General features: G+C 66.7%; 20 protein-coding genes. 10 read left to right on the plus strand and 10 right to left on the minus strand.

The window, feature by feature from the left end:
* Nucleotides 1-61: 61 nt before the first annotated feature.
* The gene (gene trpE / locus HLH35_RS07390) at nt 62-1630 is read right to left on the minus strand and encodes an anthranilate synthase component I (protein WP_338029309.1); all 1569 of its coding nucleotides are present in this window, start codon (nt 1628-1630) and stop codon (nt 62-64) included.
* Nucleotides 1627-3555 carry a peptidylprolyl isomerase gene (locus HLH35_RS07395; protein WP_182978542.1) on the minus strand — a complete coding sequence of 643 codons (1929 nt, stop codon included), beginning with the start codon at nt 3553-3555 and terminating at the stop codon, nt 1627-1629. Before HLH35_RS07395 ends, trpE begins: the two co-directional genes overlap by 4 nt.
* A gap of 224 nt (nt 3556-3779) precedes the next feature.
* Between HLH35_RS07395 and tpiA the strand changes: the two genes are divergently transcribed.
* The 4 genes from tpiA (at nt 3780) to kdsA (ending at nt 7461) form a co-directional block, all read left to right on the plus strand.
* A complete protein-coding gene (tpiA, locus tag HLH35_RS07400) occupies nt 3780-4523 on the plus strand; it encodes a triose-phosphate isomerase (protein ID WP_182978543.1) in 744 nt (247 codons plus the stop codon).
* 35 nt (nt 4524-4558) lie between these two features.
* Nucleotides 4559-4897 carry a preprotein translocase subunit SecG gene (gene secG / locus HLH35_RS07405; RefSeq protein ID WP_182978544.1) on the plus strand — a complete coding sequence of 113 codons (339 nt, stop codon included), beginning with the start codon at nt 4559-4561 and terminating at the stop codon, nt 4895-4897.
* A 105-nt stretch (nt 4898-5002) separates the two neighbouring features.
* A complete protein-coding gene (locus tag HLH35_RS07410; RefSeq protein ID WP_182978545.1) occupies nt 5003-6634 on the plus strand; it encodes a CTP synthase in 1632 nt (543 codons plus the stop codon).
* Nucleotides 6631-7461, plus strand: coding sequence for a 3-deoxy-8-phosphooctulonate synthase (gene kdsA / locus HLH35_RS07415; RefSeq protein WP_182978546.1), 831 nt, complete (start codon nt 6631-6633; stop codon nt 7459-7461). Before HLH35_RS07410 ends, kdsA begins: the two co-directional genes overlap by 4 nt.
* 23 nt (nt 7462-7484) lie before the next feature.
* On the opposite strand, the gene HLH35_RS07420 is transcribed toward kdsA, so the two are convergent.
* Nucleotides 7485-7958 carry a DUF3429 domain-containing protein gene (locus HLH35_RS07420; RefSeq protein ID WP_182978547.1) on the minus strand — a complete coding sequence of 158 codons (474 nt, stop codon included), beginning with the start codon at nt 7956-7958 and terminating at the stop codon, nt 7485-7487.
* A 182-nt stretch (nt 7959-8140) separates the two neighbouring features.
* Here HLH35_RS07420 and eno point away from each other — a divergent pair, with 182 nt between their 5' ends.
* Both eno and HLH35_RS07430 read left to right on the plus strand, forming a co-directional pair.
* Nucleotides 8141-9421, plus strand: coding sequence for a phosphopyruvate hydratase (gene eno / locus HLH35_RS07425; RefSeq protein ID WP_182978548.1), 1281 nt, complete (start codon nt 8141-8143; stop codon nt 9419-9421).
* Nucleotides 9422-9540: 119 nt separating this feature from the next.
* Nucleotides 9541-9870 carry an FtsB family cell division protein gene (locus tag HLH35_RS07430; protein WP_182964513.1) on the plus strand — a complete coding sequence of 110 codons (330 nt, stop codon included), beginning with the start codon at nt 9541-9543 and terminating at the stop codon, nt 9868-9870.
* A gap of 114 nt (nt 9871-9984) precedes the next feature.
* Here HLH35_RS07430 and rpmG read toward each other — a convergent pair whose 3' ends face one another.
* A complete protein-coding gene (rpmG, locus tag HLH35_RS07435; protein WP_114728317.1) occupies nt 9985-10152 on the minus strand; it encodes a 50S ribosomal protein L33 in 168 nt (55 codons plus the stop codon).
* A gap of 158 nt (nt 10153-10310) precedes the next feature.
* Between rpmG and HLH35_RS07440 the strand changes: the two genes are divergently transcribed.
* Nucleotides 10311-11516, plus strand: coding sequence for a molybdopterin molybdotransferase MoeA (locus tag HLH35_RS07440; protein WP_182978549.1), 1206 nt, complete (start codon nt 10311-10313; stop codon nt 11514-11516).
* A 142-nt stretch (nt 11517-11658) separates the two neighbouring features.
* A complete protein-coding gene (gene lexA / locus HLH35_RS07445) occupies nt 11659-12396 on the plus strand; it encodes a transcriptional repressor LexA (RefSeq protein WP_182978550.1) in 738 nt (245 codons plus the stop codon).
* Between the two features lies 1 nt (nt 12397).
* Here lexA and bioD read toward each other — a convergent pair whose 3' ends face one another.
* Genes bioD through bioF form a run of 3 tightly spaced genes read right to left on the minus strand, consistent with a single transcriptional unit; the run spans nt 12398 to nt 15703 of the window.
* The gene (gene bioD / locus HLH35_RS07450; RefSeq protein ID WP_182978551.1) at nt 12398-13801 is read right to left on the minus strand and encodes a dethiobiotin synthase; all 1404 of its coding nucleotides are present in this window, start codon (nt 13799-13801) and stop codon (nt 12398-12400) included.
* On the minus strand, nt 13798-14496 hold the full coding sequence (locus HLH35_RS07455) for an alpha/beta fold hydrolase (protein WP_182978552.1): 699 nt from the start codon (nt 14494-14496) through the stop codon (nt 13798-13800). The genes bioD and HLH35_RS07455 overlap by 4 nt, the downstream gene beginning before the upstream one ends.
* A complete protein-coding gene (gene bioF / locus HLH35_RS07460) occupies nt 14480-15703 on the minus strand; it encodes an 8-amino-7-oxononanoate synthase (RefSeq protein ID WP_408870103.1) in 1224 nt (407 codons plus the stop codon). Before bioF ends, HLH35_RS07455 begins: the two co-directional genes overlap by 17 nt.
* Nucleotides 15704-15750: 47 nt before the next feature.
* On the opposite strand from bioF, the gene HLH35_RS07465 reads away from it, so the two are divergent.
* Nucleotides 15751-17016, plus strand: coding sequence for an adenosylmethionine--8-amino-7-oxononanoate transaminase (locus HLH35_RS07465; RefSeq protein ID WP_182978553.1), 1266 nt, complete (start codon nt 15751-15753; stop codon nt 17014-17016).
* Nucleotides 17017-17063: 47 nt separating this feature from the next.
* Here HLH35_RS07465 and HLH35_RS07470 read toward each other — a convergent pair whose 3' ends face one another.
* Together HLH35_RS07470 and prmC are read right to left on the minus strand one after the other, a co-directional pair.
* The gene (locus tag HLH35_RS07470) at nt 17064-17498 is read right to left on the minus strand and encodes a DUF4167 domain-containing protein (protein ID WP_182978554.1); all 435 of its coding nucleotides are present in this window, start codon (nt 17496-17498) and stop codon (nt 17064-17066) included.
* Nucleotides 17499-17769: 271 nt separating this feature from the next.
* A complete protein-coding gene (gene prmC / locus HLH35_RS07475; protein ID WP_182978555.1) occupies nt 17770-18654 on the minus strand; it encodes a peptide chain release factor N(5)-glutamine methyltransferase in 885 nt (294 codons plus the stop codon).
* Nucleotides 18655-18684: 30 nt separating this feature from the next.
* Between prmC and HLH35_RS07480 the strand changes: the two genes are divergently transcribed.
* Nucleotides 18685-19149 (plus strand): hypothetical protein, encoded by a 465-nt coding sequence (locus HLH35_RS07480; protein WP_182978556.1) that lies wholly within the window; start codon nt 18685-18687, stop codon nt 19147-19149.
* Between the two features lie 43 nt (nt 19150-19192).
* On the opposite strand, the gene prfA is transcribed toward HLH35_RS07480, so the two are convergent.
* Nucleotides 19193-20251 carry a peptide chain release factor 1 gene (gene prfA, locus HLH35_RS07485; RefSeq protein WP_182978557.1) on the minus strand — a complete coding sequence of 353 codons (1059 nt, stop codon included), beginning with the start codon at nt 20249-20251 and terminating at the stop codon, nt 19193-19195.
* Nucleotide 20252 lies beyond the last annotated feature (1 nt).

A 20252-nucleotide genomic window follows, 5' to 3' on the forward strand; every position in this document is an offset into this window, starting at 1 on the left:
GTCGTTTGTTACGAAAACAAGCGCGGAGCGTGTAATTTTATGACCTGACTGGACGAAGCGGTCAGTCCGCATTGCCGCCGCGCGCGAACCGCACCGCCGCCTCGGCCGCGCGGAACAGGGCACGGGCCTTGTGCTGCGTTTCCTCGTACTCCGCATCGGGCACACTGTCGGCCACCACGCCGCAGCCGGCCTGCACATGCATCTGCCCGTCCTTGACCACGGCCATCCGCAGGCCGATGCAGGTATCCATCTCGCCATTCGCGCCGAAATAACCGATGCACCCGGCATAGGTCGCGCGCCGGGTCGGCTCGACCTCGTCGATGATCTCCATCGCCCGGATCTTCGGCGCCCCGGTCAGCGTGCCGGCCGGGAATCCCGCGACCAACGCATCCAGCGCCTCCAGCCCCGGCCGCAACTCACCCTCGACATTCGACGAGATATGCATGACGTGGCTGAACCGCTCGATCACGAATTTCTCCGTGACCTTGACGCTGCCGATCGCACAGACCCGCCCGACATCGTTGCGGCCCAGATCGATCAGCATCAGATGCTCGGCCAGTTCCTTCGGGTCGGCCAGCAGGTCCCGCTCCAGCGCCAGATCCTCTTCCGCCGTGCGGCCACGCGGCCGGGTACCGGCCAGGGGGCGCACCGTCATCCGCCCGTCGCGCAGGCGCACCAGAATCTCGGGTGAGGAGCCGACGAGGGTGAACCCGTCGAAGGCCAGATGAAACAGGAACGGCGCCGGATTGATGCGGCGCAGGGACCGATAAAGTGCCAGCGGCGGCAAGGTAAATGGGGTCGAGAAACGCTGGCTGGGCACGACCTGAAAGGCATCGCCAGCGGCAATATACTCCTGGATGCGCCGGACCATGTCGCAGAACGCCTCGCGCGTGAAGTTCGAACGCGGGGGCTCCAGCGGGCCGGTATAGTCCGGCCGGATCTCGTGCAGCGCCAGGGGCTCCGACAGCGTCCGCCGCGCCAGCGCGATCAGGTCTTCCGCCGCCTGCCACACCTGCTCGGGCGCACGATCCGGGCTCGGCCGCACCGGCGCCGCCAGGATCAGCTCGTCCCGCACGGTGTCGAAGATGGCGAACAGGCCGGGGCGGATCATCACCCCCTCGGGCAGATCAAGATCGTCGGGTGGCATATTCGGCAGATGCTCCATCTGCCGCACCATGTCGTATCCCAGATAGCCGAACAGGCCGGCCGTCATCGGCGGCAGTCCCGCCGGCAGGGTCATCCGGCTGCCCCGGATGATCGCGCGCAGCGAATCCAGCGGCGCCTCCGCCACCGGGGCAAAGCGTTCCGGATCGGCATCCGGCGCGGTATTGATCGCCGCCTTCCCATCATGGCAGCGCCAGACCAGATCCGGTAGCAGGCCGATGACCGAATAGCGGCCCCGCGCCACCCCGCCCTCGACACTTTCCAGCAGAAAGGCATTGCGGGCCTGGCTGGCATCCGTGGCGCCGGCCAGGCGCGACAGGCGCATATAGGCGGCGACCGGCGTCAGCAGGTCGGCGGCCTCCACGCTCCAGACCACACTGCCCTCCCCCTGTCGCAGGGCGGACAGTGCCGCATCGCGTTCCGCAAGGGTCGGCGCGGCGGGAATGGTCTGAATAATGGTCGTCACGGGCTGGTGTCTCCGGCGCCGCCCGTCCCGGTGACCGAGGACAGGGCTGATTTCAGGGCGCTCATATTGGTCTTGGGCTTGACCACCTGCTGAAGGGCCGCGGCGTAGGACATCCCGATATCGTCCGCCAGGGCCTGCGACAGGCCGCTGCGGATGCGGCCAACCTGCATCGCCTGCGTGCCGGGATCGGGATGCGTGATCGCGGTCAGCGTCGCGACATAGAAACCGTCCGGGCCATCCAGCATGGCCGTCTGCCCGGCCTTGTCGAAGCGGAAGACCAGGCGCGCCAGCTCGTCGGGCACGCCGTCCACCGCCCGCCCGCGCGCCAGTGGCGCCGGATGCTCCACCTGCTGGCCGCCGGCGGCAGCCGAGACGCCGCCATGCGCCTTGGCGGCCAGATACAGCGCGGTGGCCGCGACATTGGCCGCATGGCGGCGTGCCTCGTCATCCCACGCGGCGCGGACCTGGGCGGACGCCGCATCGAAGGGCTGAAGCTGGGCGGGCGTAATACTGTCGACCGCAACCGCGAACCAGCCATTCTCCGGCCCCTGAACCAGCGTCGGGTTCGCCCCCTTCGCCGAACTGAAGATTTTCTCGATGATCGCCTGACGCAGGGCGGGAGACGCCGGAATCGGCGCTGCCTCGCCCCCCTGGGTCATGCCCTGGGCGTTCAGCGTCCCGGCAATGGCCGCCGCCCCCAGATTGTCGGGAATATGGTCCAGCCCGCCACCGGCGATCGCGTCCTGGAGCTTCTGCACGCGCTGGCCGATCAACTCCACGGCCTGGCCGCGCGCCATCTGCTCGCGCAGTTCCTGCCGTGCCGTCGCGAAATCGGTATCGTGCGGCGGCGTGATCAGCGTGACCTTGAAGACAACCCAGCCGGTATCGACCTGCGCCGGCCCCTGAAGGTCGGACGGCGGGGCGCCGAAGACCAGCTTCGCCAGACCCGCCGAGGGAATCCCCGCCTGGCGGACATTGTCCATCTGCACCGTGGCGGAATCCTTGGCGTCGGCCTGGATGCGGCCCCAATCGGCACCCGCCTTCCACTGGTCGGCAATCGCCTGCGCACGGGCCTGGCTCGGCGCGGTCACGATCTGCACGCTGCGGGTCTCGGGCACGTGGTATTTCGACGCCTCGGCCTCATACAGGCGCTTCAGGTCGGCATCGGGGATCTCGACCGACTGGGCCACGCTGTCGGGCGACAGCACGACCACCCGCGCATGGCGGTATTCGGGCGTCTGAAACAGCCCGGGATGATTGTCGTAGAAACGGTGCAGCTGCGCCGCGTCGGGCTCGGGCACTGCCTGGGCGGTCAGCGGAAAGCGGACCAGATCGATGGTCCGGGTCTGCGCATCGAAATCGAACGCCTGGCGGACCATGATTTCCGGCGCGCGGGCACCGTTCTGGATCGGCTCGATCAGCGCGCGCACCGCCAGGTCGGCCCGGATCAGCTCCAGCAGGCGCGCCTCGGTCATGCCGATCTGCTGCAGGCGCGAATCGAACAGCTTGCGATCGAATCGCCCGTCCGGCCCCTTGAAGGCCGGCAGTCCGAACACTTCCTCACGCAGCGCATCGTCCGGAACGGTCACGCCCAGCCGGTCCGCCGACAGCGTGATTTCCGATTGCATCAGCAGCCGCTGCAGCACCTGTTCCGCCGCCTGGCGCCGCGTCGCGACCGGCAGCTGTGACGGATCGCTCACGCCTGCCTGGCGGGCGACCTGCTGCAATTCATTCTGTACCGCCGAGAGGAAATCGTTGGTGGTGACGGTCTGGCCGCCCACCCGCACGATGACGTCGGCGCGCTCGCTGCCGATATTCGACAGGACATCGCCCACACCCCAGCCGACGAAGGCAAGGAACAGCAGGCCGGCAATGACGCGACCCAGCCAGGAATCGACGAAGACGTGACGCAGGAAGGAAATCATGAACGACAATATCCGGACGAAGGCGGCACAAGCGACTATGGCGGCCCGATGGCCGCCTTATTCGGCGGGGCACCATAGGGATACACCCCGCGATTGACCAGAACCCTATGCGCCGAAGCCGCGTTGGCGCGTGGCCATTGTGCTGATGCGGCACGCATGGTGTACGGTATCGGCAACCGGGCGGCTCGACCGCCCCACAATATAAAATCGAGGGGGCAAGCCACATGAAGCAGATGATCGTCGGCAACTGGAAGATGAACGGGCTGAGCGCCCCCTCGCGGGACCTCGTGAGCGCCATCGCACAGGGTCTGAAAGCCATTGCCAACCCGCCGCCGGTCGTGGTCTGCCCGCCCTTTACCCAGCTTGGCGCCCTTTCCCTCCTGCTGAAAGGCACCGGCATCGCACTGGGCGCCCAGGATTGCCATCACGCGCCCTCGGGCGCGCATACCGGCGACATCTCGGCCATCATGCTGGCCGAGCTGGGGGTGGAATATGTCATTCTCGGCCATTCCGAACGGCGGCGCGAGCATGGCGAACTGGATGAGACGGTGCGCGAAAAGACCGTGGCCGCCATGGACGCCGGCCTGACGCCGATCGTCTGCATCGGCGAAAGCGCCGACCAGCGGGCCGCCGGCGAATATCAGGATGTTGTCGGCTGGCAGATCAAGGGCTCGCTGCCCGACAATTTCAGCGGCATCGTGGCCTACGAGCCGGTCTGGGCCATCGGCTCGGGCGTGCCGGCATCGCCCCAGGACATCGCGGACATGATGGGCTTCATCCGCGCCGAACTGACACGCCAGTTCGGCGAGACGGGAAAGACCACGCGGATTCTCTATGGTGGCTCCGTCAGCGGGCGCGAGGCCCCCACCATCCTGCCGATCGCCGAGGTCGGCGGCGCGCTGGTGGGTGGCGCCAGCCTGAAGGCCGACGCGTTTCTGCCGATTGTCCGCGCCGCCATAGATCTGTAAACGGTCGGTCTGCGCCGCCCTATCGGAAGTCGAGAATGATCACCGTCCTGCTTTTTCTGCATCTGTTCGTCACCCTGGCCCTGATCGGAACGGTCCTGATCCAGCGCAGCGAGGGCGGTGGCCTGGGAATCGGCAGCAGCCAGGGCATGGGCAGCTTCATGTCCGGCCGCGGCACGGCCAACCTGCTGACGCGCACCACGTCGGTCCTGGCCGGCATCTTCATGCTGCTGTCGCTGACCCTCGCGGTGCTGAACCGTGGCGCCTCGACCGGTAGCGGCCACGATATCCTGGCCCAGCCGCCGGCCCCTGCTGCCGCGGCATCGGCCCCGGCGTTGCCCGCGGCTCCGCCCGCGGCGCCAGCGGTCACGCACTGAAGGATCGGCTGCCTTCCTCACGGATGGCAGCCTTTTTTTTATCACGGCAAAGACGATGGTTATTCGCTTTGCCCGGCAGGTCGAAACGGTGTAGGGAGGCCATCCATGACGCGGTTTGTATTCATCACTGGCGGCGTGGTCTCCTCTCTCGGTAAAGGCATTGCCTCTGCAGCCCTCGCGGCGCTGCTGCAGGCGCGCGGTTACCGGGTCCGGCTACGCAAGCTCGATCCCTATCTCAACGTCGATCCGGGCACCATGAGCCCGTATCAGCACGGCGAAGTCTTCGTGACCGATGACGGCGCGGAGACCGACCTCGACCTTGGGCATTATGAACGCTTCACAGGCGTGCATGCCACAAGGGCCGACAACGCCACCACCGGCCAGATCTATTCGGACGTGATCGCGCGCGAACGGCGCGGCGATTATCTGGGCGCCACGGTGCAGGTCATCCCCCACATCACGGATGCCATCAAGGAAGCCGTGGTCGCGGGCACCGAGGACCTGGATTTCGTGCTGGTCGAAATCGGCGGCACGGTGGGCGATATCGAAAGCCTGCCCTTCCTCGAAGCCATTCGCCAGTTGCGCAACGATCTGGGCACCGGGCAGACGATGTTCGTCCACCTGACCCTGTTGCCGTGGATTCCCTCGGCCGGCGAACTGAAGACGAAGCCGACCCAGCATTCCGTCAAGGAACTGCAGAATGTCGGTATCCAGCCCCAGATGCTGCTGTGCCGGTCGGACCGGCCGATTCCGGATACCGAACGCCGGAAGATCGCCAATTTCTGCAACGTGCGCCCGGAAGCCGTGATCGCGGCGCTGGATGTCGACACGATCTATGCCTGCCCGATCTCGTACCATGCCGAAGGCATGGACAATGAGGTCCTGCGCCATTTCGGCCTGCCCTTCGACCAGGAGCCCGACCTGTCGCGCTGGCACCGGGCGCTGGACGCGATTCGCCACCCCGAAGGCGAAGTCCGGATCGCGGTCGTCGGCAAATATACGGCCCTGCTGGACGCCTATAAGTCCCTGATCGAGGCCCTGCTGCACGGTGGCATCGCCAACCGGGTGCGGGTCAAGCTGGACTGGGTCGAGGCCGAAACCTTCGAGAAATCGGAAGACGCGCTCGAAGCCCTGCACAACGTCCATGCGATTCTGGTGCCCGGCGGATTCGGCGAGCGCGGCGCTGAAGGCAAGATCCAGGCCGTGCGATTCGCGCGCGAGCACAACATCCCGTTCCTGGGCATCTGCTTCGGCATGCAGATGGCGGTCATCGAATGCGCCCGCAACCTGGCGGGCCTGCCCGATGCCTCCTCGACCGAGTTCGGCCCGACGGACGAACCGCTGGTCGGCCTGATGACCGAATGGGCCCGTGGCAACGAATTGCTGCGCCGGCGCGAAGGCGGGGAACTGGGCGGGACGATGCGCCTGGGCGCCTACCCCGCCAAGCTGGCCGAAGGGTCGCGGGTGGCCGAGACCTACGGCCGAACCGACATCCGCGAGCGGCATCGCCATCGCTACGAGGTCAACGTCCATTACCGCGAGAAGCTGGAACAGACCGGCATGCGGTTCTCGGGCATGTCGCCCGACGATATCCTGCCGGAAGTGGTCGAATATCCCGACCATCCCTGGTTCATCGGCGTGCAGTATCATCCCGAACTGCTTTCCAAGCCGTTCGATCCGCATCCGCTGTTCTCCGGCTTCGTCGGTGCGGCGGTCAAGAAGATGCGGCTGGTATGACGGCGCCCCGCCCGGTCGCGATCGGGGACCTTGTGGTCGGCAACGACCGGCCCTTCGTCCTGATCGCCGGCCCCTGCCAGATCGAATCCGAAGCCCACGCCATGGAAATGGCCGAGGCGCTGTGGACGATCGCGGGCGAAACCGGGGTCGGCCTGATCTATAAAAGCTCGTTCGACAAGGCGAACCGCACCAGCATCGGTGCGGCACGCGGGGTCGGCATGGCGAAAGGGCTCGAGATCCTGGCCGGCGTGCGCGAGCGATTCGGCGTGCCGGTCCTGACTGACGTGCACGCCGCCGAGCAATGCGAGCCGGTGGCCGAGGCCGTCGACGTGCTGCAGATCCCGGCCTTCCTGTGCCGCCAGACGGACCTCCTGCTGGCGGCGGGCGAGACCGGGGCCGCGATCAACGTCAAGAAGGGGCAGTTCCTGGCGCCGTGGGACATGAAGAATGTCGCGGCCAAGATCGCCTCGACCGGCAACGACCGGATCATGCTGTGCGAGCGCGGCACCAGCTTCGGCTACAACACGCTGGTCAACGACATGCGCGGCCTGCCGATCATGGCCGAGACCGGCTATCCTGTGGTGTATGACGCCACCCATTCGGTCCAGCAGCCGGGCGGCCTGGGCGGATCATCGGGCGGGCAGCGTGAATACGCCCCCATCCTGGCCCGCGCGGCCCTGGCGATCGGGGTGGCGGCCGTTTTCATCGAAACCCATCAGGACCCGGATCAGGCGCCCAGCGACGGTCCGAACATGATCCCGATCCGGGAGATGAAGCCCCTGATCGAGCGCCTGGTGCGCTATGACTGCCTGACCAAGGATCTCTGACCCGTGGCCATGGCCTGTCGGGATCAGGCGATGCGTACCAGCATCGCCAGCCCCAGACAGGCCATGAACACCGACGTGACCCACAGCCGCAAGGCCAGATAGCCCGACGGCAGCTCGCCCCTGCGCCACGCTGCCCGCTCCGCCAGGAATAGCCCGAAGAACCCCGCCAGCAGCACGGCCAGCCCGATCGTAACATGGCCGAGGAAGGTCGCGTGGCACGCCAGCCAGCCGACCGGCAGCGGCAGGGCGCCCCGCACCAGCCGCAGCCTGTCACCCCGTGGGTCGTGGCGCGCCCCCATGATCAAGGTCGGCCGGTCGAGCGCCAGCCCCCAATGGACAGCACCGCTGAAAGCCAGCAGCAGGGCGGCATATTCCACCAGGCCCATAGTCATGCCCGGCACGGCGGCGGTGGAGAACAGGCTTCCCACCGCGAAGATGATGGCCGGAACGGGGCTGACAATTCCCATCAGAACCGTTGGAAGCGGCAGGCGTTTCATGTTTATCTTCCTCCTGCCCTGCTATTATCGCGCGGCTGGCCGCCTGCCCATGATACCGATCACAGGCGGCAGAAGAATCTTGTCTGGCATGTCGGGATGGCCGCGAGGACACCCCGATCGCCGTTGCACGTCGCGGCAGACCTGCAACGGGCCCAATAGTCATAAACCGAGGAAGCAGATCCATGAGTGCTATCGTCGATATCGTCGCGCGTGAAATCCTGGACAGCCGTGGCAATCCGACCGTGGAGGTCGATGTCGAACTCGCATCCGGCGCGAAGGGCCGGGCCGCTGTTCCGTCCGGGGCGTCGACGGGCGCGCATGAGGCGGTCGAACTGCGTGACGGCGACAAGTCCCGCTACGGCGGCAAGGGCGTGCTGAAGGCGCTGGAGAATATCGAAGGCGAGATCCGCGAAGCCCTGCAGGGCGCCGAATCGTCGGATCAGGTCGCGATCGACGAAGCGATGATCGATCTGGACGGCACCCCCAACAAGGCCCGGCTCGGCGCCAACGCGATCCTGGCCGTGTCGCTGGCGGTGGCCAAGGCCACGGCCGAGGAACTGCAGGTTCCGCTCTATCGCTATGTCGGTGGCGTCTACGCCCGCACCCTGCCCGTGCCGATGATGAACATCGTCAATGGCGGCCAGCATGCCGACAACCCGATCGACATCCAGGAATTCATGATCCAGCCGGTGGGCGCGCCCACGCTGGCCGACGCGGTGCGCGTGGGCTCCGAGATCTTCGCCCAGCTCAAGAAGAACCTGTCGGCGGCGGGCCACAACACCAATGTCGGCGACGAAGGCGGCTTCGCCCCCGGCCTGAAATCGGCCGACGAGGCGCTGGGCTTCATCACCAAGGCCGTCGAAGCCGCAGGCTATCGTCCGGGCGAGGACGTGACCTTCGCGCTCGACTGCGCCGCGACCGAATTCTACCGCGACGGCCGCTATGTCATGGAAGGCGAAGGCAAGAGCCTGGATTCGGCCGGCATGGTCGGCTACCTGGCCGACCTCGCCGCCCGCTACCCCATCGTGTCGATCGAGGACGGGCTGGCGGAAGACGATTGGGAAGGCTGGGCCGCCCTGACCGCGGCGCTGGGCAAGACGGTCCAACTGGTCGGTGACGATCTGTTCGTGACCAATCCGGAGCGCCTGCGTCGCGGCATCAAGGCCGGGGTCGCCAATTCGCTGCTGGTCAAGGTGAACCAGATCGGCACGCTGAGCGAGACGCTGGAAGCCGTCGAGATGGCCCATCGCGCCGGCTACACCGCCGTCATGAGCCATCGTTCCGGCGAGACCGAGGACTCGACCATCGCCGACCTGGCGGTGGCCACCAATTGCGGACAGATCAAGACCGGGTCCCTGTCGCGTTCCGACCGGACCGCGAAATACAACCAGCTGATCCGCATCGAAAACGAGCTGGCCACCGCCGCCCGCTATGCCGGCCGGACGATCCTGAAGACGGCCTGATCACGCGACACGACCCGATTCGGCGGCATAGCGAGGAAAACAGTTTCCCGCCGCCGCCGAATCGGGAATAGTACAAACGTACCTATTGGCGCCCTGATGAAACGGGAGAAAGACGGACCATGCAGATCGGCCGGATTGTGCGGCGGACCCTCCGTATGGTCATCCCCCCTTCCCTGTTCATCGGCCTGACCGCCTATTTCGGCGTAAACGCCATGCAGGGCGACCATGGCATTCACAGCTATCAGGCACAGTTGCGCCTGCTGGACGAGGCGCGCGCCGCACAGGTCGACGCGGTCTCGGAACAGAATGCCTGGGCCCGCCGGGTCAGCGGACTGAAGGAAAAGGCGCTGGACCGCGACACGCTGGACGAGCGGTCGCGCGCAATGCTGAACCTGGCCCGCCCCGGCGAACTGGTCATCCCCTACGGTCAGCACGACCGGCTGTTCTGACCGAAGCGCAGATATCCAGCCAATCCCGGAAACGAAAAAAAGGCCGGGCACCCCCCTGGGGTACCCGGCCTTTTTTCGTGCCTATCCCGCGCGCAATGCGCGGGATAGAGCGGATTATTTGATCTTCGCTTCGCGGAAGGCCACGTGCTTGCGCGCAACGGGGTCGTATTTCCGCATCTCGAGCTTGCCGGTCTGCGCACGGGCATTCTTCTTCGTGACGTAGAAATACCCGGTGTCTGCCGACGAGACGAGCTTGATCTGAATGGTGTTGGTCTTGGCCATGGAATCCTCAGCACTGCTCCGCCGCTGCTGGAACAATCAGGTGCAGCAGTGGTTCAAGTCGGCGGAAAATGCGCATACAGAGCCCTGAGGTCAAGCGTTAGTCGCACGAATCGAGCAGATATGTGCGCATGACCGTCGAATGGGGGAGATTGGGACCGATGCTGAGTGTCGCCGAAGCCCAGGCGCGTATCCTGGCGGACCTCGTACCCACGGGGCCGGAACTGGTACCTCTGGCCGATTCCTGGGGGCGAATCGCTGCCGCCGATATCGCGGCCCGGCTGGACAACCCCCCGGCCGACGTCTCGGCCATGGATGGCTACGCGGTCCGGGCGGCCGATTGCGTGCCCGGCGGCACCCTGTCGCTGGTGGGCGAAAGCCCTGCGGGCCACCCCTTTCCCGGCCGGGTCGGACCCGGCGAGACCGTGCGGATCTATACCGGCAGCATCGTCCCCGATGGCGCCGACGCGATTCTGATCCAGGAGAACGCGCAGGAAGATGGCGGCACCGTCACGGTCACCGTTCCTCCCGGGGCCGGGCAGCATATTCGCAGGCGGGGTCAGGATTTCGCCGTGGATCAGGTCGTCGTCCCCGCCGGGCGCGCGCTGACGGCGCGGGATATCGGGCTGGCCGCCGCGGCGAACCATGCCTGGGTTGCCGTGCGCCGCCGCCCGGTCGTCGCCATCCTGTCCACGGGTGATGAAATCGCGCTGCCGGGCGACCCGATCGCGCCGGGCGGTATCACCAACTCCAACACCCCGATGCTGGCCGCCCTGGTGCGCGCCTGTGGCGGCGTGCCGGTCATGCTGCCCTCCGCGCAAGATACCGCGTCCGATATCGCCCGCCTGGCGCACGGCATCGAAACCGCCGATCTGCTGCTGACCGCCGGGGGCGCCAGTGTCGGCCGCTACGACCTGGTGCAGCAGGGGCTGGAACGGATCGGGCTGACGGTGGATTTCTGGAAGATCGCGATGCGCCCCGGCAAGCCGCTGATGCATGGGAGGATCGGCCGGGTCCCCGTCCTGGGGCTGCCCGGCAATCCGGTGGCGGCCCTGGTGTGCGGCCTGATCTTCGCCCTGCCGGCGATCCGGGCGCTGGCAGGCCACGCTGAACGCAGCCTGCCCGAGGATCTCGCGTTTCTGGGCGGCGACCTGCCGGAGAACGATCGCCGGGCCGATTATCTGCGCGCAACATTGTCCCGCACCCCGGATGGCAGCCTGCTGGCCACCGCCTTCAACCGCCAGGATTCCGCGATGCTGCACACGCTGGCCCGCAGCCAGGCCCTGATCCTGCGCCCGCCGCACGCCCCCCCGGCACGGGCGGGCGAGCCCTGCCGCGTGGTCAGGCTGGACACGCTGGCAATCTGACCGCTCCATTTTTGGTTACGGCAATGATATTGACGGCCGGGCGGGAACCAATATAGAACACAACAAGGCGGTTTCCTGTTTGTTCCCTTCTGCTGACAACGGATTGGCCGACTGACGGAACGATTTGGGTCACGGGGTGCCAATGCTGACACGCAAGCAACATGAACTGCTGCTGTTCATCGACCGGCACCTGAAGCAGACGGGGTTTTCACCCTCCTTCGACGAGATGAAGGATGCGCTGAACCTGCGGTCGAAATCCGGCATCCACCGGCTGATCTCGGCGCTGGAGGAGCGCGGCTTCCTGCAACGCCGCCATCATCGCGCCCGCGCGCTGGAGGTGTTGCGCCTGCCGGAGATGGCATCTCCCCCAGTCCCTCAGGAAGAGGCTGCTCCCGCCAAGCCCTCCTCCGGCCCGGCCGATCATTCTTTTGTGCCCAACGTCATCAAGGGCGATTTCGCCGGCCGGCTGGCGGGCGCGCCGATCGCGACCGACGCCGATGCCGTCAGCCTGCCCTTCTACGGCCGCATCGCCGCCGGCCAGCCGATCGAGGCACTGCGCGAGACCGGGGCGCAGGTCTCCGTGCCGATGAACCTGCTGGGCCGTGGCGATCATTACACGCTGGAAGTCGCCGGCGATTCGATGATCGAAGCCGGGATTCTCGATGGCGACACCGTCATCATCCGTCGCGGCGACATAGCCGATAATGGACAGATCGTGGTGGCGCTGATCGACGATCAGGAAGTCACGCTGAAACGGCTCCGCCGGCGCGGCAGCACCATCGCCCTGGAGCCCGCCAATGCGCGCTACGAATCGCGCATCGTGCCGTCCGACCGGGTGCGCATCCAGGGCTCTCTGGTCGGGCTGCTGCGCCGCTACTGACCTAGAGGCGCGCGAACGGCGGCAGCAGCCGGGCCAGTTCCTCGATCTGCGCCGGGCCGATCCGGTCCAGATGCGGAAATTCCGCCAGCACCCGCGCACCACCGAACAGGCTGACCGCCCGTCGCGCCTCGGGCGATGGCGGGCCGTTCAGCACCACGCCGGCAATGGCGATTCCCCGCTGGCGCAGGGCCTGCAAGGTCAGCAGCGTATGGTTGATCGTGCCAAGCTGGCTGCGCGCGACCAGCACCACCGGCAGCGCGAAGCGGGCGATCAGGTCGATCATCATGCAATCCGGCGCCACGGGCACCATCACCCCACCCGCCCCTTCCACCACCAGCGGCTGCGCGCTCCGCGGCTCGGGAAGACGCAACCCGGAGATGTCGAGGACGACATTCTCACGCTCGGCGGCATCGAAGGGCGAGAGCGGGGCCGACAGCACGGAGGCCGGCGGATGGATGCGCGCCGGTTCCAGCCCGGCCAGCGCCGCAACCGTCACACTGTCGGCGATGTCCTCGGCAATCCCGGTCTGGAAAGGCTTCCAGTAATCCGCCGCCCAGGCGTGGACCAGACAGGCTGAAACCAGCGTCTTGCCCACACCGGTATCGGTGCCCGTCACGAAGACGCCCCGACGGGCAGGCGTCCGGAACAGGCCATAGCCGACCATATAGGTCGTCGTCGCACCAGACGGCGTCTCCAGATCCCGCAGCAGCCGGCGCATCGCACCCGGCGCAACCGGGCGCGTGCCCTCGCGCGGCACGGATGCGCCGATCTGGCGCAGTTCACGCACGAAAGCCAGCGCCGTCTCCGGCCGGTCGAGAATCGTCTCGACCTGCCACAAGCCCTGGCCGGTCAGAGGCCACTCGGCTTCGAGCTGCGTCGCGGCCGGATAGGCCGGGATCGCGCAGTCCAGCCCGGCCGCCGCATGGACGCGCCGCCATTCGGCAAAGCTGCCTGCGCAGAGGGTGGAGAACGCCATCATGCCCCCGGGCGCGAGCATGGCAGCCAGCCGCCCCAGTGTCGCCGCGCGGTCCGAGAACCATTGCATCGACAGGCTGGAACAGATCAGGTCATACCCCCCGCCCGCCGCTTCCGGAGCCTCGGCATCCAGCACCAGGGCGCGCACATCGCCCTCCCCATGCATGCCCTCCAGCCGGCGGCAGGCGCGGTCGCGCATTTCCGGCGCCAGATCGCTCACCGTCAGGTCCGCATGCGGAAACAGGCGACGCAGATGCTGGCTGAGAAGTCCCGTGCCACACCCCAATTCCAGAATGCGGGCAGGTGTGATGCCGGCGGCGGCGATCCGTTCGGCCAGCCGCTCGGCGACCAGGCGCTGCACCCGCGCCGCATCGTCATAGGTTTCGGCGGCGCCGAAACGGGCGGCGATTTGCTGCTTGCGCGCGGTCATGACCGCCCCACTTCCGCAATCAGTCGGGCAATCGCGGCAGCACATCGGTCAGGATGGGTCAGCGGGAGCAGATGCCCCCCATCCTCCACCCATTCGACCGGCACGCGGCCACGGAAACTGGCCTCGGTCATCGCAGGCGGAACAATCGGGTCCTGCCCACCGGCCAGCACGCGAATCGGCGGCATAGCGGCGTTCGATTCGGCAGCGCCCGATTCCGCATCGAATGAATCGCGCGCATCGGCATCGCGCAGCAACTCCAGCGCCCAGGCCAGCCGCTCGGCCCGGGCAGGGCCCGGCGCCGGCGTCTCAATTCCTGCACGGCCGCGAAAAGTGGCGACCACGTCATCCGGATGATGGTCCAGCCCGCGCGCCATGCGTTCGATCACCCGGGGCGGAATCCCCTCCGGATAATCGGCCGTGGCGCCAAAACGCGCGAAACCGTTGATCAGCAGCATGCCGGCGCAATCGGCCGGCGGGTTCAGCAACAGCCACAGCGCACCCAGCGAATGACCGACCGCCACATGGCGCCCGGACGGCCGGGCCGTCATGCTCGGGGGGCCGAAGAAGCCGAAATCCAGAGCCGTCGCCTCGACCCCACCCAGTCGCGTCAGGACCGGTTGCCAGAAATCGGGCGTGAAGCCCCAGCCATGGACCAGGAACAGCGCCGTCGGCGCCGGATCATCGGACAATGCCATGCTCCCGTGCCCCCTCGTCGAGTGCCCGCAGCAGACGGTCGAGCATCCCGACATCATGCGCCGCACTCAACGCCAGCCGGATGCGGGCCGTTCCGGGCGGGACCGTCGGTGGCCGAATCGCACCGCCCAGGACCCCCTGCGCGGCCAGCGTGCGGGCCAGAGCCAGCGCCTGTTCCGCATCCCCGACCATGACCGGCACGATCTGCGTGGAGGACAAGCCGGTGGACCAGCCCCGATGGGCCAGATCCGTCCGCAATTGCGCCGCCAGCGCCGCCAGATGCCGACGCTCCGCATCCATCGTCGGTACCAGATCCAGCGCCGCATCGATCGCCCCCAGCAGGGAGGGCGGCATCGCGGTGGTATAGATAAAGCCCGAGCATGTGCTGACCAGCCAGTCACACAGCGCGCGCGAGCCCGCGACATAGGCGCCGAACCCGCCCAGCCCCTTGCTGAACGTGCCCATCACCAGGTCCACGCCCCCGATTTCGGCGGAAAGGCCCCTGCCCTGCGGCCCCAGCACCCCGGTCGCATGCGCCTCGTCCAGATACAGGAAGGCGTCGTGCCGATCGGCCAGCGCCTTCAGGGCCGCAATATCGGCACGGTCGCCATCCATGCTGAACACGCTTTCGGTAACGATGAAGCGCAGGCCCTTCTGGTCGCCATGGCGCTCCAGCGCCTGCTCCAGATGGCCGAGATCATTATGGGCAAAGCGGATCTGGCGGATACCGGCCGCCTGGCAGCCATGATGCAGGCTGGCGTGGTTCAACCGGTCGGTAAAGACCACGGCCGGCGCGCCGGTCGCTTCCACCGACAGGCGAAACAGGGCGGGCAGGATCGCGGCATTGGCCTGCCACCCCGATGCCAGCAGCAACGCCGCCTCGGTGCCCTTGAAGCGCGCGAGCTTCTCCTCGACCAGCCGATGCTGTTCGCTGGTGCCCGTCACCAGGCGCGACGCCCCGCTGCCGGTGCCGAAACGCTGCGTCCATTCGATGGATCGCGCCTTCAGGGCCGGATGGACGGACAGGCCCAGATAATCGTTGGACGAGAAATTCAGCAGCGTTCCGCCGTCGCGCCGGACGATCACCGGCCCGTCGCGTTCCAGCGGCCGCAGTTCGCGCCGCAGATGCCGGCGGGACAGTCCCTCCAGCGCAGTCTGGAAAAATTGATCGAAACGGGTCATGAAGCGATGGTTTGTGCCGGACCCCATGAACCCGGTCAATTCCAGTCTGCCGTCCCCGCAAGGAGAGTAAGCCCATGACCGGACCGGACTGGTTCGAAGCCGGCCTGCCGCATATCTGGCTCCCCTATACCCAGATGCAGACGGTCTCGCCCCCCATGGCCGCCACATCGACGGACGGATGCCGGATTCGCCTGGCCGATGGGCGGGAACTGGTCGATGGCATCGCGTCCTGGTGGACCGCCTGCCATGGCTATAATCACCCGCACATCCGCCAGGCCGCGATCGAGCAGCTCACGCGCATGCCGCATGTCATGTTCGGCGGGCTGGTGCATGAGCCCGCGCTGCGCCTGGCGCGGCGACTGGCCGATCTGCTGCCGGGCGATCTGGAGCGTGTCTTCTTTTCCGATTCCGGCTCGGTCGCGGTCGAGGTCGCGATCAAGATGGCGATGCAATACTGGCTGAACCGGGGCCAGAAGGGGCGCACCCGCCTGGTCGCATTTCGCGGCGGCTATCATGGCGACACGCTGGCGACGATGGCGGTATGCGACCCGGAGGAAGGCATGCACAGCCTGTTCGCCGGCATCCTGCCCCAGCATTTCATCACCGACCTGCCGTGCGACGACCAGTCCACCGCCGCGTTGGAACAATTGATGGAAACCGAAGGCCAGCGCGTGGCCGCGATCCTGGTCGAGCCGCTGGTCCAGGGCGCGGGCGGCATGCTGTTCCATGACGCCGCAACCCTGCGACGCCTGCGCGACATCGCCGACCGGCATGGCGTACTGCTGATTCTGGACGAGATCTTTACCGGCTTCGGCCGCACCGGCACGATGTTCGCCTGTCAACAGGCCGATATCGTGCCGGATATCCTCACGCTCTCAAAGGCGTTGTCGGGCGGGACGGTTCCGCTGGCCGCCACCGTGGCGCGGCATCACGTCTTTGCGGCCTTTCTGTCGGATGACCCGATGCATGCGCTGATGCACGGCCCGACCTTCATGGCCAATCCATTGGCCTGCGCCTGCGCCAACGCCTCGCTGGACCTGTTCGAGCGCGAACCGCGCCTGGAACAGGTCGCGGCGATCGAGGCCCAGATGCGTGATGAACTGGAGCCATGCCGCCACCTGCCCGCCGTGCTAGACGTCCGGGTCATGGGCGCGATCGGCGTGGTCGAGCTGGAGCGCATCAACGACATGAACCGCCTGAAGGCCAGGCTGGTCGAGCAGGGTGTCTGGGTGCGCCCCTTCCGCTCGATCGTCTATCTGACACCGGCTTTCACGGTGACAAAACCGGAACTCGCACGGCTGACAGGCGCCATCCGCACCGTTCTGGCCGACGCCCCGTGACATAATAAGCGCCTGGACCGGCGGCAGACCGCCGGTCCCGCGACAAATCAGGCTTCGACCGGCGCCAGTTCCGTGTCCGATCCCGGACGGGCTTTTTCCGAAGCCGATTCCTCGGCGCCTTCTTCGGCCGCGTCATCCCCGTCGCTCACCGCCATGGGGCGCTGGCGGACATGCCGCTCCTGGCGTTCCTGCTGGTTCTGCTGCGCCGCCTGGGTCATGGCGTTCAGGATGCGGAAATAATGTTCGGCATGCTGAAAATAGGCCTCGGCCATCACGCGGTCGCCCGCGCCGCTGGCATCGCGCCCAAGCTGCAGGTATTTTTCAAACAATTGCTGGGCGGTGCCGCGAATGCGCAGATCCGGCCCGTTACTGTCGAACACATGGTTACGATTGAGGGGGATCTGGCCGTTCTGCTGGCGTACACTTCCGCCATTGCTGCCGCCCGAACGATGGTGCCGGCCCCGCATGCGTTTCATGTTCATAAGCTGTCGCAGCACTTTCCTGTTAACGGCCGCCATTTGCCTGCGACCGCCGGGGCCAACCATCCCCTATTGTCATTCTGAGCGCCTGGCGTGCAGCCCGGCATCTGATCCTGCGGCATGATACAACGACCCGGGTCCCTGCACGCACCCGTGCGGCCATTTCTGTTTTCATGCATTCAGGATCGGCATGCGGCATCTCGGAAAGGTAAAAACCCCCGTCCGCATTCCATCGGTAATCTATGCCCTTATATCCGCTCTGCCAAATGGTTTTTCACGCATTCCGCCGATGTCGCATCAGTACAGCACGCGGAACGCCCCCCAGATCGGCGCGGATATCCACGATTTCCAGCCCGGACTGCCGCGCCAGGGACGGCATGCTGTGCTCCTGCCCGATCCCGATCTCGAAAATAGCAACCCCATCATGCGCCAGAAGCAAGGGTAAGGCCCCCGTCAACACCCTGTAGGCATCCAGCCCATCCCGGCCGCCATCCAGCGCGCGGGCGGGTTCATACTCCCGCACATCGGGCATCAGGCCAGCCAGATCGCCATGCGGGATATAGGGCGGATTGCTGAACACCACATCGAACGTCCCCCGAATCGCCGATGCCCAGTCGGCCGCCAGCATAACGCACCGTCCATCCAGCCCCGCCCGCCGGGCATTACGCGCGGCCAGGTGCGCGGCATCGGGCGCGATATCCACCCCCACGCCCCATGCCCCGCGATACTCGCTCAGCGCCGCCAGAAGCAGACACCCGGTCCCGGTTCCCAGGTCGAGCACGCTGCTGACCTGTTCGCGCGCGGGACGATAATCCAGCAGGGCCTCGATCAACGTTTCGCTGTCGGCACGGGGGATCAGCGTCGCGGGCGATGTCTCCAGTTCCAGCGACCAGAATCCGGCCCGGCCGGTAATATGCGCCATCGGCTCGCGCGCCGCACGGCGTCGCACCGTCGACAGGAAAGCTGTCCGCTCGAAATCGCCGATCCGCTCGCGGGCCAGCAGGCCGGCCAGATCGGTCCCGAGGACATGGGCCATCAGCAGCCGCGCCTCACGACGCGGATCGTCCACGCCGGCGTCGCGCAATTGCGCCCCACCCCAGCCGAGGCATGTCCGCAGGTCGGCCCCCTCGCCCGGCACGGCCAGCGCGTCCTCTTTCATTTCAGGCGACATCCGTCCTACTCTGGCACCATGATGCCGCAGTCTCGTTCATGGAAAATCCTTGTATTTCTGGGGGCCGGCGCGGTCCTGACCTCGGCGGCCCGCTCTGCCCGGGCAGGCACGTTCACCGTCATCGACGGTCGCGCGGATAACGAGATTTCCGAGATCTCCCGCCTGTATGTCGATGAACAGCTTGCCGCCACGATCCGCCTCGACGCAACGGTGCCGCAACGCGCCGTCCAGGTTGAGACCGCGGCCGGGCGTGTCAACCACACCTATGCGTTGTGCGGCGAAATTACCATACGCACGCCCGACGGGCGGACGGAAACGCACGAGGTCAATGGCGGCGGCATGCTGCACCATCCGGACGGACGCACGCTGAACGCGCTGGGCACCCGCAATTTCACCGAATTCTACCTCGCCGACCCGGACGACCCAACGGTGGTCGAACGCCAACCCGGCCGGTCCTCAATCTGCTCGGTTCCCACTTCTTGAGAACCTGACTGTAAACGCGCGCTGGTGGCGATCCGACGCGCGTTTACAAGCCCTCGGCGGCCAACAGACTGGCCTGCTCGTCCTGGATCAGGGCGTCGATGAATTCGTCGAACTCACCCAGCATCACGCGATCGATCTTGTAGGCCGTGAGGTTGATCCGGTGGTCGGTCACCCGCCCCTGCGGGAAATTATAGGTCCGGATACGCTCCGACCGGTCCCCGGTGCCGACCTGTGACTTACGGTCGGCGGCCCGGCTGGCATGGGCGGTGGCACGCTCGCGCTCGTATAGCCGCGACATCAGGATCTTCATCGCCTTGGCACGGTTCTTGTGCTGGCTTTTCTCTTCCTGCATCGCCACCACCACGCCGGTCGGCAGATGGGTGATGCGCACCGCGCTCTCGGTCTTGTTGACATGCTGCCCACCGGCGCCCGAAGCCCGGTAGACATCAATGCGCAGGTCGCTGTCGTTGATCTGGACATCGACCTCACCCGCCTCGGGCAGCATGGCGACCGTCACGGTCGAGGTGTGGATTCGGCCCTGGTTTTCGGTGGCGGGCACGCGCTGCACCCGATGCACGCCCGATTCGTATTTCAGGCGCGCGAACACCCCGCGCCCCGCGATGGTGGCCATCCCCTCGCGCAGGCCGCCCAGCTCCGATTCGTCGAATTCCATCACTTCGAAACGCCAGCCACGCAGAGCGGCATAGCGGCGATAGGCGTCGAACAGTTGGGCCGCGAACAAGGCCGCCTCATCCCCGCCGGCGGCGGGGCGGATTTCCAGGATCGCACTGCGCTCGTCCGCCTCGTCGCGCGGCAGCATGGCAATACGGATATCCTGGCGCAGTTCCACAATCCGGCCACGCAATTCGCCCAGTTCGGCCTCGGCCAGTTCGCGCATTTCCGGATCGGCCAGCAGCGATTCGGACTGGATCGCCTCCCGCTCCGCCTGGCGCAGCGCGCCGATGCGGCTGACGATGGGTTCCAGCTCGGCATATTCGCGCGATGCCTTGCTGAACGCCTCGCCCACCAGCCCCTGGGCGAGCATATCCTGCAACTCTTCCGACCGGCCAACAATCCGGTCCAGCCTGTCGTCGAGACTCATG

Origin of the sequence: Gluconacetobacter asukensis, assembly GCF_014174375.1 — a bacterium.
Lineage (GTDB): Bacteria > Pseudomonadota > Alphaproteobacteria > Acetobacterales > Acetobacteraceae > Gluconacetobacter > Gluconacetobacter asukensis.